This is a genomic window from Winogradskyella sp. (genome assembly GCF_028289625.1).
Classification (GTDB): domain Bacteria; phylum Bacteroidota; class Bacteroidia; order Flavobacteriales; family Flavobacteriaceae; genus Winogradskyella.
This window is the reverse complement of record NZ_JANQOM010000029.1, coordinates 1-16,381: the sequence shown is the minus strand read 5'-3', so window position 1 is coordinate 16,381 and position 16,381 is coordinate 1. Positions and strand designations below refer to the sequence as shown.

Sequence of the window (16,381 nt, the reverse complement as noted above, 5' to 3'; positions counted from 1 at the left end):
CAGATAATGATAGATAATAATCAATTATTACGATTTACAACAGCAGGAAGCGTAGACGACGGAAAAAGCACCTTAATAGGGCGTTTACTTTACGACTCCAAATCCATTTTTGAAGATCAGCTTCAGGCCATAGAAAATACGAGTAAAAAAAAGGGACACGAAGGTGTTGATTTAGCACTTTTTACCGATGGGCTAAGAGACGAAAGGGAGCAGGGAATTACTATCGATGTGGCTTACAGATATTTTACAACTCCAAAACGTAAGTTTATCATTGCAGACACACCAGGCCATATTCAGTATACGAGAAATATGGTAACAGGTGCTTCAACAGCTAATGCAGCTATTATCCTTGTCGATGCGAGACACGGCGTTATTGAGCAAACAAAACGCCATTCTTTTATAGCTTCTTTACTACAAATACCGCATGTTATTGTTTGTATTAATAAAATGGACTTGGTCGATTTTTCGGAGGAAGCCTATAATAAAGTTATTAATGAGTTTGAAGAGTTTTCGTCTAAAATGTTAGTAAAGGATGTTCGTTTTATTCCTATAAGTGCATTATTAGGAGATAATGTAGTTAACAGGTCAGAAAAGATGGACTGGTATCAGGGAGCGCCATTACTACATACGTTAGAGACAATGCATATAAGTAGCGATATTAACAAAGTAGACGCAAGATTCCCTGTGCAAACTGTAATTAGACCTCAAAGCGATGATGACAATAGAGATTATAGAGGTTATGCAGGTCGTGTTGAAGGTGGAATATTTAGACCGGGCGACGAAATTACAGTAATGCCATCTGGTTTTACCAGTAAAATAAAAACTATCGATAATTATACAGGAGAACTAAAGGAAGCTTTTGCTCCTATGTCCGTGTCAATTACACTTGAAGATGACATAGATATTGGTAGAGGTGATATGATTGTAAGATCTAACAATAAACCAAGAGCAACACAAGATATTGAAGTGATGCTGTGCTGGTTAAACAATGATCCATCGCGCCCAAGAACCAAGTATAGTATAAGACACACGAGCAACGACCAAAAGGCTATGATAAAGGAGATTGTCTACAAGATCGATATAGAAACTTTAGCAAGAAATAAGGAGGATAAGACACTTCATATGAATGATATATCTAAAGTAAAAATAAGAACTACTAGGCCATTAATGATTGATGAGTACAGGGAAAATAGAACTACTGGTAGCATAATCCTTATAGATGATGCAACAAATGAAACTGTTGCAGCCGGAATGATTGTGTAAATTATGTCTTAAGTTATGAAAAGTTTAAAATTCTTCGTTCTTGTTTTGCTCTGTTGTTCTTGCGGAAACTCAGACAAAACCAATAATTTAAACCTAGAGGCGGCAACAACGAAGAAAGAGCTCACCTTAAGTATCGACTTTAAGACCACTGAACCTGATTTTTTTAAAATTGCCATGAACAATATTGTCGTCGATGAGTTTCAGAAAAAAAGTATTCAGTTTTCTGAAAATGTATATCCGACATCTAGTTTCGATAATATAACCGTTGTATTTGATACTAATAACCCATCAAAAGACATTCTTTTTATTCCAGGGAATAAAAAGAATAAAGTCATTGAGATACAAGCACTAAATCTCAATTTTGGGAATAAAGATTTGAAAATAAATTCTTCTGAAATTAGAAAAAATGTCTCTATCAATAAATACGTAAAATATGATTCCATCAATAACAATTTCGTTATCTCAACAATAGACGGACAGTTATATCCTGTTATAAAACTAAAACGAGGCCTTATTAACAGACTCACAAAAGAATAACTTAAATTCTTATATGCTCAAAGGCCTTGTAAATCAAAAAGGTAAACTGTTAGGAAGTAGTTTAAAAGTTCTTTCCTTAAGAGTGTGTGGAGTCCTTATATTTTTTGGACTTTCCCTATTTCTAACCAATAATTTTGATGCAGAATTGATTGGTAGGTATGACTTTGTGAGGTCATTTCTACTAATAATAGGGGGTATCTCTTTATTGGGTACAAATCAATCCATCATATATTATTCGGGCTTTTTGAAGGCTAAAAACTCCATCTTTGAATTAAGAAGAGTTTATTTTAAGATGATTAGTATCATTTTTACGATTTCCCTGCTCTTTTTTATTATAACGAGACTTTTGAGCGAAGACTTTATAAATTCTTTTTTCGAAAAGCCAGATGCTTACCAGCTTATAAATAAAGTAATATTGGTTCTTTTTGTTTATACATGGTCAATGTTGAACATCGATATGGTACGCGCATTAGGAAAAACGGTATTATCAGAAGTTTTTAGAAATGTTTTTAGATACCTCCCTTTTTTCTTGATAATTATATTTCTCGCTTTTAATAATCTCGAAGCGTACTTAATAGAATCATATTTAATAAGCTTTGCCATACTTTGGCTGTGCACAACGGTTTATATTGGTATAAAGCTATTATCGCTAACAGCCTGCACTATTTCGCACCGAGTATCTTATAAAAACATTCTTCTAAAATCATACCCTATGGCTATTAGTGCCATATCATATTTTATGATGCAGAGTATAGATATCATTTTACTGAGTAAATATGACAGCTATGAAAACGTGGCATATTACGCTGTTGCAGTGAAACTAGCCACCGCATCTACCTTGGCACTATTGTCCGTGAACGTCGTTATTGCCCCGAAGATTGCTGAAATCTACACAGATCAAAACAAAAAAAAACTAAAGTCTCTTATAAAGAATAGTATTCGATTAATATTTGTTCTAACTCTAGTTGCTACGGGTTCACTGGTGTTATTATCCGATTTTGTACTAAAGTTATTTGGGCCTATGTATATTCAAGCCAAAGAAGCTCTTTTTTTACTTTTAATCGGTCAGTTAGTTGGTTCTATTTTTGGGTCTTCAGGAATATACATGAATATGACAGGAAAGCAAAACATCCTACATAAAATTCTTTTAACGGGACTAGCAATTAATATCACTCTTAATATTATATTTATCCCAAAATATGGAATGAATGGGGCTGCGCTTGCAACAGCAATAAGTATGATAATATGGAGAATAACAGCCTCACTATATGCCTATAAAAAAGACAGAATTAAAACATTTTTATCGTAACTATTTATGTCTAATAAACTACCAAATTTTATAATTTCGGGATTTCCAAAATGTGGTTCCACTGCATTGCATTACTATTTAAAAGAGCATCCCGAAATATTTATGCCTAAACAAAAAGAACTGCATTTTTTTACTAGTCATATTTTAGCCAAACAAAATCAAGGCCCGGGAGATAAGGAGATAAAAAAACCACAGATTAAGTCGTTAAAGGCATACAAGAACTGCTTTAAGAACGCAAGCGATGAAAAGGCCATAGGTGATGCATCTCCTTCTTATATAAATTATCCTGAATTATTCCTGAGAATTAAGGAGCAACTAAACGGCCCCAAAGTAATTATTTTATTAAGAGATCCAGTTAAAAGAGCATTCTCAAACTATTTACATTTGTTAAGGGAGCATAGGGAAACATTGGGTTTTTATGAGGCCTTGATGAGCGAAGACCAAAGGAAATCTGAGAACTACTCCGATTTTTGGTATTATACATTTAACTCAAGTTATTCACACAAAGTCCTAGAAGCTAAAAGAGTATTTAAAGACGTATTGATTCTTACACAAGAAGAGCTCAATTCTAACACCGAACAAACTATAAGAAAAGTATTTGATTTTCTAGGAGTTGATAGCACTTATATTCCCAATAATTTAAGTAGAAGATACAACCCAGGTGGTGTATATGATATTAACCCTGTAACCAAATTGATTTTTAAACAGACACCGTTAAAAAGTGCCATAAAAAAAATTATTCCCGTCGGAGTAAAATTAAAGCACGTAAAACATAAAATTTTAAAAAAGTATAAAGTACCTTCACCAGAAATTGATGAGAAAAGCGAAGAGTACTTAATTAATTTTTTTAAGGAAGATGTAAAAAAATTAGAAAAGCAGGGTGTAGATATTTCGCTATGGGATAGCAGATATACACACTAAATTTTATGAGAAGAGCATTATCAATTAAGAAGTTAGCGGCTTTTATTTTTTTAATAGGGGTTTTTTTTATTCCATTTAACTCTTTTTCTGGATTTGGAATCCTTGGAGAGTTTGATAGGGATTCCTGTGTTCTTTTTTTTTTAATTTCATTTGTTTTGCTACTATTTTCGGGCAGAGTAAGCATTCCTATCAAAAGTTCGATATTTCAGTTAGTAGTTTTACTCCTTATTTGGATAGCGCTTACGGCTTTTTTTAATGTTTACGATATTAGTTTTTATTATTTTAAAAAGACATCTGGCTTGTCTCGTTTTTTGAGACAGTATGTGGCATTGATTATTTCGTGTGTTGTTTTATTTATACTATTTTTTAATATTATAAAAAATCAGGAATTAAAGACCATAGTCTATTTAATTAGAAGGGTGTTTTTATTTTCATTAATCATAGTAGTGATATATGGCACAATAGAATATTTAATAGTTCAGCTCAAGGTTGATTCACTAAGAGAAACACTACTGCTTTTTGATTACTTTCCTTTTACTAAAGTAAAGTTTGATAGATGGACATACAGAATATCCTCGGTTACTTTTGAATCTCCTGCGTTAGCTACTTACCTAATAAGTATTGCGGGTTGGATGTTTAGCTATATATTGACAGAGAAAGGATTAAAAAGATTTATTCCGGCGGCACTAGTGATATTGTTTGCATTTTTATCTGGATCAAGAGCAGGTTTTTTTATCATAATTGTCCAGATTATTATATTTATTCTGTACTTGATGAAAGACAGAAAGTTCAAAAAACTATTTGTGAATATTTTTTTGATTTTATTTTTTTCAGGCTCGGTATTATTGGTCTTTTTTGGAAGAACAACTTCTGAAATTATTTATAATGAAGTAGCCTCGTTTGACTTAGAAGATGACAAGCATTCTAATTCAAATAAGACAAGGTTTGGAATACAATATGCAGTATTCCAAGTATTTTTAGAAAATCCAATTATTGGAGTTGGACATGGAATGCAGGCGTTTGAGGCAAAAGATAAATTTCCTGATTGGGCAACGAAAAATAATTGGGAGTTTAAATTTAAATACTTAAACGAGGATCATCCAAACTTTCCTCCTGTATTCAATTTATATTTGCGAATATTAGCAGAAACAGGAATAATAGGATTTATTATTTTTTTGTTTCTTTTGATGAATATTATTTTTTGGTGTTATAACAAGACGTTTATAAGGCAAGGAAATCAGACAATAATGAGTTTAATAATAACGATATCAATGGCTGGTTTTCTCTTAAACTGGCTAAAAATGGATACATTTAGAGTATATGGGTTTTGGTTGTGTTTAGCACTATTAATAGTAATGGATAATCAATTAAAGAATGAATACAAATAGTCGCCTAGTCATTGTTATGGCTCACTATAACAACCCAAAAGGTTTGGAAGATTCCCTAGCATCAATTAACGAACCATTCGACATAGATATTTTAGTAATAGATGATGGCAGTGTACAAAAGCCAAATGAGAATAGAGTAAGAGAGATATACATTTCTGGGAGAGTTTTCTTTGAATATTTAGAAAAGAATAGTGGTGTTGGGGTTGCTGCAAACCTCGGCTTAAAGAGAGCACTAGAGATGAATTATGAATTAATAGGCCGTTTGGATTGTGGGGACATTTTTAAAGAAAATAAATGCGCAAAACAGATTGATTATTTAGATGCACATAGTGACGTAAAGCTATTAGGCACATGCGCAGATGTTTTGGATAATAACGGTGTTTTTTTACACGAACTTCAATTACCATCTGAATACGAGATTATAAAGAAAAGGATGTTTATAAATAGTATGTTTTTAAATCCATCAGTAATCTTTAGGTCTGAAATCCTAGAAGTAGTAGGTGACTATCCGCTTAAATATAAGAGGGCATCCCAAGATTATGCTTTTTTTTTTAAGGTTGTTAATAACTATAAAGCCGAAAACCTAACCGAAAGACTTATGTATTACATTGTAGATCCAAACTCTATTTCAACGACGAAACGGCGTTTACAGGTTTTGAATAGGTTAAGGGTAATTTTAGATAATTTTTATTTTGGGATATATCCAATCTATGGTTTATTTAGGAACATTTTACTTTTATTCCTGTCTAGAACATTTACAACACAATTAAAGAAGAAAACCAAAAAAAGTTGAAACCATTAAGGACTTTATATCACTACCTGTTTTACGCTTTGATATTTACAATTCCGTTTGAGCAAAATGTTAGGGCAATACCTAATATTCTTCTTGCCGTTCTGTCTATTTTGTTTTTTTTTACGATCAAAAAATCCGAACTAGAAAGGTTGAAGAATAAACTTTATGTACTCTCCTTTTTAATGGTTTTATTTGTTGTTCTAAAATCGTTATTCTTTTCTACATTCGATAGCGATTTATACATATTAAAAAAGCTTCCAATTTATCTGATCATATTACTTTTAGCACTTCCGATAGAAAATAAAAAGGGCGTTTTAATCTCTTTTATTTTATCTACAGGAATAGTTAATCTCATATCTATTTATGAAATAGGCCAGCATATATACACTCAAAATAATTTTGAGATTGCAAGTGGTGAAAAGATTAACGAAATTTTGGTTGTAGAACGCCTATACTTTGGATTGATAAACTCATTAAGTGTAGGATTTTCTATAGTCTTAATAAACAACAAGTTAAGCCCCAAAATTAAGAGATGGCTAGTTCTTGGAGTTGTCCTTAGCGTTTTTGTTGTATTTCTTGTGGTTTCTAGAATTGCAATACTGGCAATTCTAATCGTATTTGTAATAAATTTGTTTAAAAAAGCGGCCATCAAAAAGACTATATTATTGATGGGTGTAGCCTTTGTAGGAGTATTAAGTCTGTTTTTTTTAAATGATAACCTTTCAAAACGATTTTTTCATTCAGACAAAAAGAAAGACTTTTTTCACAAAGTAAGAGAATGGGAACCTCGTTACGTCATTTGGAACTGCGTATATAGTATATTTACCGAAAGTGACAATTTGCTTACAGGAACCGGTTATAGCGACACACAAGAGAAGTTAAATAATTGTTATATAGACTTTATTCAAAAGGAGAAAAGAGAACAATGGTTTGTGAAGAGAAGATTCAATACCCACAATCAATATTTGGATTTTTTGCTATGCACAGGTATTATTGGCCTCTTGATTTTTTTAGCTTTACAGTACGAACTGTTCAGGTTGACTAAAAAGAACACAGACCTTCTAAATATTCTTTTAATAATAGTTCTCTTTGGATGTGTAGAAAACTTTTTTCATCGACAAGTTGGTGTGTATCTATTCTCCTTAATTATAGTAGGTACAGTAAATAACGAATTCAGTAAACCTAAAATGAAAACTAGTTCATGATTTTGAACTATCAAAATATATTTGCTGCAAAATTTTGAAATTCTCATCTCTGTCAAACAATTTGTTTGCTCTAGTCTTAGAATTAATAGACATTTCTTGTTTTAAATCGAAATTGCTTTGAATTTTATTTATTGCAGTTACAAATTCCTCAATGGAATTACATAAAAAACCGTTATAATTGTTCTCCACGGCATCTTTATTACCGATGACATTGTTGGCGATGATTGGTTTACCTAAGACCATTGCTTCGATAATGGTAAAAGGTAGGCCTTCCCACAAGGAAGTTTGTAAGTAAATATCAAATTCATTTACACTTTTAAGAGCCTCTTCTCTTGGCCTCCAGCCTGTAACTTCTATATTTTTTGAGGAAACCTCATTTCTTAATTCGCCATCACCAATCCAAATAAATCTGATGTTTGGATTTAGCAGGGCTATTTCATTGAATAGCCTAGGATTCTTTTGAGGGCTAAGGCGCCCCATTGTTCCTACAACAAAGACACCTTTATTAATTTGCTTTTCTAGTTTATGAGCATAAACCTCGTCTATATTAACACCATTTCTAACCAATAAGGCAGGGCCTATTGTTTTTGCGTATTCATATTCTGTATCCCCACACGCAACTGTAACCCCTCCAAATAATTTGTTTGTAATACCTTCAATAATTTTAAAAAATTTTTTCTTTGATGGTGAAACATCCTCCCTGAGGAAAGAATAACCGTTAGGAGTATAATACACTTTTGCCATGGGGTAAAACTTCGAAGCAACCCTCCCAATTACACCAGCTTTTGAAGAATGTAAATGTATAACATCAGGGCTAATCTTTCTGATAGTTTTAATAAGTTTGTAAGTGCTTTTAAAGTCCTTTAATGGGGATATTTCTCGTTCCATTCTAACTTCAATCAGAGTAACATTTTTCGAGAAATCTTTAGAAAACTTATCTCTGTTTGTACCTTTTCGTATACCACTATAAATAACGTAAGATTCAACCGTTTCTATTTCATCAAAAAACTCACAAATGTCCTTAATATATGTATAAACCCCTGCGGCAAAAGTCTCAGAAATGTGAAGCACTTTTAATTTTTTCATAGGAACAAAATTAAAACTATTTTTGCATTAAATTATGAAATAGTAAATGAAAGTAGCTTATTTATTTGGGGGATCGGGATATATTGCTAGGTTTTTAATTAAGAGACTATTAGAACTCAACAGATATGATAAATATTACATACTCGACATAAAAAAACCTTTAGGTTTTGATAGTGAAATTAACAAAGAAAAAATTGTCTATATTGAATTGGATGTTAGGAAGCCAATAGATTTACCTAATGAAAATATAGATAGTGACAACTCTTGGATATTCAACTTAGCAGCTATACACAGAGAGCCTGGGCACCAGCCTCAAGAATATTTTGACACAAATATAAATGGAGCAAATAATATAAATGACTTTGCCCAAAGACTTGGTATTAATAATATATATTTTACCAGTAGCATAGCACCATATGGTAAATCTTTAGAACAAAGATCGGAGATATCCCCATTATATCCTGAAACTCCTTATGGAATATCAAAAAGTATGGCAGAGCTGATACACAAAAATTGGCTATCTAACGACATTAATAATAGAAAAAGATTGATAATTGTCAGACCAAGTGTTATCTATGGGCCAAATGATCCAGGGAATATTTATAGAATGGTTAGAGCATTAAAAAAAGGCATGTTTATTTTACCAAATAATGGCAATGTTATGAAGGCATATGGTTATATTTACGGCTTAATTGACAGTGCTTTATTTACTATGGATAAAGAGGATAAATTTATTTTGTACAACTACGCTGAAAACCCTATTGTCAACTTAAAAGAAATGACAAAAATTATTAAAAAGAAATTTAATTATAAGAAACCAACTTATTCTATTCCATTGAAAATTTTAATAATTATTGCGTTTTTAGCACAATTTATTTTCAAATTATTAGGAAAAAAATCTGATATTCATCCTGTTAGGGTAAAAAAAGCTGGATTTCCAACAAATATTAGACCCGAGTACTTAATAAATAGCAGTTTCAATTTTAAATATGATTTTGAAAAATCACTCGACCATTGGCAAAAGGTTTCCCCATCAGATTTTAAATAATAAAAAATTAAAAAAATGAAGATAGCAGTTATAGGAACTGGATATGTAGGCTTGGTAACAGGCACATGCTTAGCGGAAACAGGCAATGAAGTACTGTGTGTAGACATTGATGAACAAAAAGTAAAGAAAATGAAATCGGGTGTTGTTCCCATTTACGAACCACATTTAGACGTATTATTTGAAAGAAATATAAAAGCACAAAGATTAACATTTTCTACATCCTTAGCTGAGGGTCTGGAATTTGCCGATGTCATTTTTTTGGCGCTACCAACCCCAGAAGATGAAGACGGTTCTGCAGATTTAAAATATATTTTGGGCGTTGCAGATGATATGGGCAAGATGATAAAAAGCTACAAGGTAATTATTGATAAAAGTACTGTGCCTGTAGGGACTTCGGATAAAGTAAAAGAGACGATTGCTAAAAATACAGATGTTGAATTTGATGTGGTTTCGAACCCAGAATTTTTAAGAGAAGGTTTTGCAGTAGACGATTTCTTAAAGCCAGAACGTATTGTAATTGGTTCTAGCTCTGAAAAAGCCACTGAAATAATGAAAAAGCTTTATAAACCTTTTGTTAGATCGGGTAATCCAATAATAATAATGGACGAAAGGTCTGCAGAACTCACCAAGTATGCAGCTAATTCTTTTCTAGCGACCAAAATTACTTTTATGAATGAAATCGCTAATTTTTGTGAGAAAGTAGGTGCTGATGTAGACAAAGTAAGGATAGGTATGGGTACAGACTCGAGAATAGGCAAACGATTTTTATTTCCAGGAATTGGTTACGGCGGCTCATGTTTTCCTAAAGACGTAAAAGCCCTTCATAAATCCGGGAAGGGTTTTGGATATGATTTTAAAATCCTAGACTCCGTTATAAAAGTCAATCAAAAACAGAAGACTATTTTAATACCAAGAATTAAAGCCCATTTTAATCATAACCTAAAAGAAAAAAAGATAGCAGTTTGGGGGTTAGCGTTTAAGCCCGAAACTGATGATATTAGAGAAGCACCATCGCTCTATGTCATTGACGAGTTGCTAAAAGAGGGTGCAGAAGTAAAAGCATTCGATCCTGAAGCTATGCCTAACGTAAAACGCAAATTTGGTGATAAAATAGGTTTTTCTAAAAACATGTATGAAACACTAGAAAATGCAGAAGCCTTAGTGATTTGTACGGAGTGGGGTATTTTTAGAACTCCTAACTTCAATAAGGCGAAGGAGCTAATGAGCAATCATGTTATCTTTGACGGTAGAAATTTATATGATCTTGAAGATATGGAAAAAGAAGGTTTTATATATAGTTCCATCGGAAGATAAACTTGATTTATTCATCAAAGTTATGAAGAATTGACAAAATATGTTTCATATGTGTTTTTAAATTATTAGTAACTATTTTGGGTTAATAATAAACACTATTCAAATTAGTTTCAAGATTTGAGCTTATTTAAACACGGAAGATATTCAGGATACTTAAGGCCAATATCATACTTAATTGATTTAAGTATAATAAATGGTATGGGATTTTTATACCTTCTACAAGGTAAAGACCCTCTAATTTTCTCTGCATTTATATCGGTTGGCTGGGTTCTTTTATCTATTTACTCAAGATTTTACGAGGTCTACAGATATACAAGACCTGTAAATATTCTATCTCTAATAGTCAGGCAGCTAGTTTTATTTCTACTTTTCGTATTTGCATTTTCTGGTTTATACCATGAGATGCATATATATCCAAGGGCGATTGTAAAATATACATTACTTTGTTTTTTACTGATTGCAATTTTCAAATTTGCGATTTATTATCTACTACAGAAATATAGAGTTTCTTTTGGCGGCAATTACAGATCAACAGTGATTTTCGGCCTCAATAAAAAGACTTCAGCTTTGGAGAAATTCTTCAATAAAAATCCAGAGTATGGTTATTTACATAAGAAAACATATAGCTTCAGAAATAAAGAACAATCGTTAAATGATTGTTTTGAGTTTATTCTAAACGAAGGAGTTGATGAGATTTATTGCTCCATTTCAGAACTTACAAACTCACAGATTGCCGATATAGTCGATTTTGCTGATAATAACCTGAAAATTTTAAAATTCATTCCAGACAGTAAAGAGATTTATTCTAAAAAACTTCGATACGAATATTATGACTATATACCTATATTAACATTAAGAAATATTCCTCTAGAAGATTCTGCGAATATGATTATAAAACGCAGTTTTGATATTTTGTTCTCCAGTGTTGTAATAGTGTTTATATTGTCATGGTTAACCCCCTTAATTGCGATACTGATTAAATTAGAATCAAAAGGTCCAGTCTTTTTTAAACAGTCAAGAAACGGATTTAATTATAGGGAGTTCGATTGCTATAAATTTAGATCTATGACGCCTAACAAGGATGCGCATCTTTACCAAGCCACAAGAGGAGACCAACGAGTTACTAAAGTGGGTAAGTTTATAAGAAAAACAAGTATCGACGAACTGCCACAATTTTTTAATGTGCTATTTGGCGATATGTCTGTTGTAGGCCCTAGACCTCACATGGTTAGCCATACTGATATGTATGCAAAGAAAATAGATAAATTTATGGTAAGACATTTTGTGAAACCAGGAATAACGGGATTAGCGCAAATCAGCGGGTTTAGAGGTGAAGTAGAAACGGACAAAGATATTATTGGGAGGGTTAAATATGATATATTTTATATCGAAAACTGGTCTTTGCTCTTAGACCTTAGAATTATATCTCAGACCTTCATTAATGCTGTGAAAGGCGAAGATAAAGCCTATTAAAGCTCTTTTTTTAGCTTACTTAGTTGTAAATCAAAGTCAAAACTTTTATGAGCCATTTCTTGAACCTCTTTCTTTATGTCTAGAGTTATATCCGTTTTGTCTATTGATGTAATGACAGCGTTTAGATGGTCATAATTTCCTACTTTTGCTATCCACCCTAGTTCGTTTTCACTAATGATGGTTTCGCCTTCACCACCACCAAAATATAACATGGGCAACCCTAATTTGGCATATTCAAAAATTTTAGAGGGAACAGAACCATATATCCTATTGAGTAGAGGAATAATAGCTAAGTCATACTTTAGTAATTCTTTATGTAATGTCTCCCTATCAACTTTTCCATAAAAAAAAACAGGGAGTTGTTTATTAGCGTCGATAAATAATTTTAAATCCATTTCTTCAGAACCTGAGCCATAAATATGTAACTCAATGTTATCGTAATTTAGATTTTCACAAAGTCTCAAAATACCTTGAGCCACACCCAATAGGCCTGCGTAAACAACCTTAAGAATTTTAGAATCTGAAGAATTGTCTTTTAAATCTTTAAAATCAATATTTGGATAATTACGATAGAGGAAGAGTTTTGGTTTCCCTGTGATATTTTCGATATGTGCTAGTATTTCATTACTCTGCCCTAAAATGAGATTTGCATTTCTGTAATTGTAGGCCTCAAGTCTTTTCAAAAGTTTATAACTAAAATTCTTTTTAAGAGCGCCAAGTTCAAAGCCGGCACTGGGCCATAAATCACTAACGTTAAGTATCACTTTTCGTTTTTTTGATTTCAAAAAGAAGATACACGTGAAAGCAACCAATAGCGGTGGGGATTGAATAATTACCTTACTTGGTATTTTGTTCCAAATAAAGAACAAAATCAAACTAATACTATATGATAGCATGGCAAAAAACCGTAGAAACTTATTTTTAGATTTACTAGCATACAGCCAAAGCCGACTAACGGCGATACCGTTCTCCACAGATTTTAATTTAAACTTACCTTTATAAGGTTTAAAGATTTTTCCAGTTGGGTAATTGGGTAGAGGAGTTACTACATGAATATTATAGCTAGACTTTAAACCATCTGCCAAATGGTATATGCGATTGGATGCCGCACCAATCTCAGGCGGAAAATAACTGGTAATAATCATTAGATCTTCCATTGGCTTAATTAATGTAAGATGTAAATTGTTTTAGTTTACCCGATGTGGAACGGTCTAGTACGTCAACGCGTTTAAAAGTTATAGAAATCCCGGCCTCTAAATACTGCTCTATCGCCTTGGCAATAACACTTTTTTTATCCAATGATAGAGGTTGCTGACTAACAAATTTTATAACAAAAGTATCTATAGCAACTTGTTCGATAATAAATTCGGATACGTTACCGTCATTTTCAATAACACTTTTTGTGATGTAATAAAACGTTAATCCCGAAGCTTTCTTTCCGCTAGGTAAAATTGCGATATCGTTGGTACGACCAACCAATTTTTTTAAGATAGGCTTCCGCATGGAACTTTTTTTATCCAAGACACCAATATCACCAATATCATATCTTATAAATGGATGTGCCTTATTGTAAAGTGATGTTATAACGACTCTACCTTCTTCACCATGGGATAAAATGCGGTCTTCATTATCTAAAATTTCAACATATAGGGTTTCACTATTAATTTGCCATTCACCCTCAGTATTCTGAAAGGCTATCAAATCTAATTCAGAAGCCCCATACTCATTTACAATTGGGAGGCCAAATTGTTTTTTCAATAAGGTTTTGTCATCATCAAATAACATTTCAGAGGTAACAATGGCAACTTTAAGGCTTGGGCAAACCGTATTCAAAACAATATTATTCCTTTTAAGGTATTTTGCAAACTGAACAATAGGACTCGTGTAACCATTTATATATTCAAATTTTCTAGAGCGAAATATCTTTAATGCTCTTGAAAACGCTGCATCACTTAGATCAAAAACCGAGAACCGATAACGATTACTTAACCAATCTTTGAAGCGTTCTTTATAATAGCCTTTTTTATCTAAAGGGATACCGTAAAACCTGGCTTGGCTCGAGGTGTTAAAGTCGATATCATACCACGAAAACCGATTAATAATTTCCGCCCAAGTTAAGGCATGACACCACTTATCCTTAGCAAAGATAAAAGGATCTCCAGAACTGCCAGATGTCTTATTAATGTAGACCTTTTTTTGTTGGTATCCATCACTTAGGCGTTTTTCTAAGGGCTGTTGTAAATGGCGTTTGGTCATAACAGGAATAGAATTCCAATCTTCTACATTAGAAGTTTTAGCAAAAGATTTATAAAATGTATTATGCTTCAAATGGAAAGAAATAATATCCTTTTTTTTAGCAGTAATGTAGTTGTTGAATTCAAGATCAGTTTGCGCTTGAATATCAGATAAGACCTCTTTTGCCTTGTCAATAGCAAAGCCATTTATTTTGAGAGATAAATCGAAGAGTCGCAAGATTTTTAAGCCCTAAAAAGGTTTCTGTAAATTAATTGTTTTTTCAAATCAAAACCAATTATTTTTGCCCAAACAAAATGAAATCATGAATATTTTAGTACTTGGCTCAGGAGGAAGGGAGCACACATTTGCATGGAAAATAGCACAAAGCGAGCTTTGTAATTCCCTTTTTGTGGCCCCAGGAAATTCTGGAACAGCATCAATTGCGACTAATCTCAACATCTCAGTGACAGATTTTGAAGGGATTAAAAAAACAGTCATTACTAATAATATTGAAATTGTTGTTGTTGGTCCTGAAGATCCTTTGGTACAAGGCATACATGATTATTTTCTACAGGACGAACACTTAAAGGGTGTTTCCGTAATCGGACCACAAAAGGCAGCTGCAGAATTAGAAGGGAGTAAAGAATTTGCAAAAGAATTCATGAAACGTCATCATATACCAACAGCAGCCTATCAGAGTTTTACCAAGGCTAATATTGAAGAAGGTTATCAATTTTTAGAAACCTTGGAACCACCATATGTATTAAAAGCCGATGGACTAGCTGCGGGCAAAGGGGTACTTATCATTAAGGACATTGAAGAGGCAAAAGTGGAATTAAAAGACATGTTGGTTGATGCTAAATTTGGTAAGGCGAGCACCAAAGTGGTTATTGAGGAATTTTTAGATGGTATAGAATTAAGCTGTTTTGTTTTAACTGATGGTAAAGACTATAAGATACTACCAACCGCCAAAGATTACAAGCGTATTGGTGAAGGAGATACTGGTTTAAATACAGGAGGTATGGGAGCTGTATCTCCTGTTCCTTTTGCTTCAAAAGAATTTTTAGATAAGATAGAAAACCAAATCGTTAAACCAACAGTTGAAGGTTTACAAAAAGATAATTTGCCCTATGTTGGGTTCATCTTTATTGGCTTAATAAAAGTTGGGGATGACCCAAAAGTGATTGAGTATAACGTAAGAATGGGAGATCCTGAGACTGAAGTCGTTTTGCCTAGATTAAAAAACGATTTGGTTGAAATCTTTAATGCTATGTCTAATGGTACATTATCCGAAATAGAGCTCGATATTGAAGAACGTGCAGCAACAACCATTATGTTAGTGTCAGGTGGTTATCCTGAAGCTTATGAAAAGGACAAGGAAATTTTTGGTTTGGATGACGTTAAAGAATCTATTGTTTTTCATGCTGGTGCTAAATCCCGAGATGGAAAAGTAGTAACCTCAGGTGGACGTGTAATGGCAGTTACATCTTATGGAACAGACTATGAAGAAGCCATAAAAAAATCTTATCAAAGCATAGATTTACTATGTTTCGATAAGATGTATTATCGCAAGGATATCGGTTTTGATCTTTAAATCCTAAAGATAAGAGTGTGCAGTTACACTTTTATCCTCTTCATTGTTAGCATTATACTTGGCCAATTGCATCATCCAATAAATAAAAGCAACAAAACCAATAAGCATAAAAATCCATGACATAATGTTGGCGCCAAACCAATTTTCCAATTCAAATGCCCTTAAAGCATCAAACGGAGCAAATAGGTAGTCGACAAATAAATCTTGTATTCCGT

The 16,381-nt window shown here is 32.7% G+C and carries 15 protein-coding genes; 11 read left to right on the top strand and 4 right to left on the bottom strand.

The window, feature by feature from the left end:
• The first annotated feature begins 6 nt into the window (after nucleotides 1–6).
• The 7 genes from Q0992_RS06035 (at nucleotide 7) to Q0992_RS06005 (ending at nucleotide 7,416) form a co-directional block, all read left to right on the top strand.
• Nucleotides 7–1,263: a GTP-binding protein gene (locus Q0992_RS06035; RefSeq protein WP_299521443.1), complete on the top strand. Its 1,257-nt coding sequence runs from the start codon at nucleotides 7–9 to the stop codon at nucleotides 1,261–1,263.
• A 15-nt stretch (nucleotides 1,264–1,278) separates the two neighbouring features.
• Nucleotides 1,279–1,800, top strand: coding sequence for a hypothetical protein (locus Q0992_RS06030; protein WP_299521442.1), 522 nt, complete (start codon nucleotides 1,279–1,281; stop codon nucleotides 1,798–1,800).
• 13 nt (nucleotides 1,801–1,813) lie between these two features.
• On the top strand, nucleotides 1,814–3,109 hold the full coding sequence (locus Q0992_RS06025; protein ID WP_299521441.1) for a polysaccharide biosynthesis C-terminal domain-containing protein: 1,296 nt from the start codon (nucleotides 1,814–1,816) through the stop codon (nucleotides 3,107–3,109).
• Nucleotides 3,110–3,115: 6 nt separating this feature from the next.
• A complete protein-coding gene (locus Q0992_RS06020; protein ID WP_299521440.1) occupies nucleotides 3,116–4,030 on the top strand; it encodes a sulfotransferase in 915 nt (304 codons plus the stop codon).
• A gap of 5 nt (nucleotides 4,031–4,035) precedes the next feature.
• The gene (locus tag Q0992_RS06015) at nucleotides 4,036–5,418 is read left to right on the top strand and encodes an O-antigen ligase family protein (RefSeq protein WP_299521439.1); all 1,383 of its coding nucleotides are present in this window, start codon (nucleotides 4,036–4,038) and stop codon (nucleotides 5,416–5,418) included.
• Nucleotides 5,405–6,211 (top strand): glycosyltransferase, encoded by an 807-nt coding sequence (locus Q0992_RS06010; protein ID WP_299521438.1) that lies wholly within the window; start codon nucleotides 5,405–5,407, stop codon nucleotides 6,209–6,211. The genes Q0992_RS06015 and Q0992_RS06010 overlap by 14 nt, the downstream gene beginning before the upstream one ends.
• 149 nt (nucleotides 6,212–6,360) lie before the next feature.
• On the top strand, nucleotides 6,361–7,416 hold the full coding sequence (locus Q0992_RS06005; RefSeq protein ID WP_299521437.1) for an O-antigen ligase: 1,056 nt from the start codon (nucleotides 6,361–6,363) through the stop codon (nucleotides 7,414–7,416).
• Here Q0992_RS06005 and Q0992_RS06000 read toward each other — a convergent pair.
• A complete protein-coding gene (locus Q0992_RS06000; protein ID WP_299521436.1) occupies nucleotides 7,411–8,502 on the bottom strand; it encodes a glycosyltransferase in 1,092 nt (363 codons plus the stop codon). The genes Q0992_RS06005 and Q0992_RS06000 overlap by 6 nt on opposite strands.
• Nucleotides 8,503–8,548: 46 nt before the next feature.
• Here Q0992_RS06000 and Q0992_RS05995 point away from each other — a divergent pair, with 46 nt between their 5' ends.
• From Q0992_RS05995 to Q0992_RS05985, 3 genes are all read left to right on the top strand, one after another.
• A complete protein-coding gene (locus Q0992_RS05995; protein WP_299521435.1) occupies nucleotides 8,549–9,550 on the top strand; it encodes an NAD(P)-dependent oxidoreductase in 1,002 nt (333 codons plus the stop codon).
• A 15-nt stretch (nucleotides 9,551–9,565) separates the two neighbouring features.
• Nucleotides 9,566–10,864: a UDP-glucose/GDP-mannose dehydrogenase family protein gene (locus tag Q0992_RS05990; RefSeq protein WP_299521434.1), complete on the top strand. Its 1,299-nt coding sequence runs from the start codon at nucleotides 9,566–9,568 to the stop codon at nucleotides 10,862–10,864.
• 198 nt (nucleotides 10,865–11,062) lie between these two features.
• Nucleotides 11,063–12,337 (top strand): undecaprenyl-phosphate glucose phosphotransferase, encoded by a 1,275-nt coding sequence (locus Q0992_RS05985; RefSeq protein WP_299521433.1) that lies wholly within the window; start codon nucleotides 11,063–11,065, stop codon nucleotides 12,335–12,337.
• On the opposite strand, the gene Q0992_RS05980 is transcribed toward Q0992_RS05985, so the two are convergent.
• Nucleotides 12,334–13,494, bottom strand: a complete 1,161-nt coding sequence (locus Q0992_RS05980) for a glycosyltransferase family 4 protein (RefSeq protein WP_299521432.1) — start codon at nucleotides 13,492–13,494, stop codon at nucleotides 12,334–12,336. The two genes, Q0992_RS05985 and Q0992_RS05980, sit on opposite strands and share 4 nt — an antisense overlap.
• A 4-nt stretch (nucleotides 13,495–13,498) precedes the next feature.
• Nucleotides 13,499–14,809 carry a phenylacetate--CoA ligase family protein gene (locus Q0992_RS05975; RefSeq protein WP_299521431.1) on the bottom strand — a complete coding sequence of 437 codons (1,311 nt, stop codon included), beginning with the start codon at nucleotides 14,807–14,809 and terminating at the stop codon, nucleotides 13,499–13,501.
• 85 nt (nucleotides 14,810–14,894) lie between these two features.
• Between Q0992_RS05975 and purD the strand changes: the two genes are divergently transcribed.
• Nucleotides 14,895–16,166, top strand: coding sequence for a phosphoribosylamine--glycine ligase (purD, locus tag Q0992_RS05970; RefSeq protein WP_299521430.1), 1,272 nt, complete (start codon nucleotides 14,895–14,897; stop codon nucleotides 16,164–16,166).
• Nucleotides 16,167–16,169: 3 nt separating this feature from the next.
• Here the strand turns inward: purD and Q0992_RS05965 are convergent.
• On the bottom strand, nucleotides 16,170–16,381 hold a 212-nt coding region (locus Q0992_RS05965; RefSeq protein ID WP_367277949.1), incomplete at its 5' end, for a uracil phosphoribosyltransferase.

Excerpts from the sequence above, each read along its gene's own strand:
- Q0992_RS06035 (WP_299521443.1), top strand. The coding sequence starts at position 7 with ATGATAGATAATAATCAATTATTACGATTTACAACAGCAGGAAGCGTA.
- Q0992_RS06030 (WP_299521442.1), top strand. The coding sequence starts at position 1,279 with ATGAAAAGTTTAAAATTCTTCGTTCTTGTTTTGCTCTGTTGTTCTTGC.
- Q0992_RS06025 (WP_299521441.1), top strand. The coding sequence starts at position 1,814 with ATGCTCAAAGGCCTTGTAAATCAAAAAGGTAAACTGTTAGGAAGTAGT.
- Q0992_RS06020 (WP_299521440.1), top strand. The coding sequence starts at position 3,116 with ATGTCTAATAAACTACCAAATTTTATAATTTCGGGATTTCCAAAATGT.
- Q0992_RS06015 (WP_299521439.1), top strand. The coding sequence starts at position 4,036 with ATGAGAAGAGCATTATCAATTAAGAAGTTAGCGGCTTTTATTTTTTTA.
- Q0992_RS06010 (WP_299521438.1), top strand. The coding sequence starts at position 5,405 with ATGAATACAAATAGTCGCCTAGTCATTGTTATGGCTCACTATAACAAC.
- Q0992_RS06000 (WP_299521436.1), bottom strand. The coding sequence starts at position 8,502 with ATGAAAAAATTAAAAGTGCTTCACATTTCTGAGACTTTTGCCGCAGGG.
- Q0992_RS05995 (WP_299521435.1), top strand. The coding sequence starts at position 8,549 with ATGAAAGTAGCTTATTTATTTGGGGGATCGGGATATATTGCTAGGTTT.
- Q0992_RS05990 (WP_299521434.1), top strand. The coding sequence starts at position 9,566 with ATGAAGATAGCAGTTATAGGAACTGGATATGTAGGCTTGGTAACAGGC.
- Q0992_RS05985 (WP_299521433.1), top strand. The coding sequence starts at position 11,063 with ATGGGATTTTTATACCTTCTACAAGGTAAAGACCCTCTAATTTTCTCT.
- Q0992_RS05980 (WP_299521432.1), bottom strand. The coding sequence starts at position 13,494 with ATGGAAGATCTAATGATTATTACCAGTTATTTTCCGCCTGAGATTGGT.
- purD (WP_299521430.1), top strand. The coding sequence starts at position 14,895 with ATGAATATTTTAGTACTTGGCTCAGGAGGAAGGGAGCACACATTTGCA.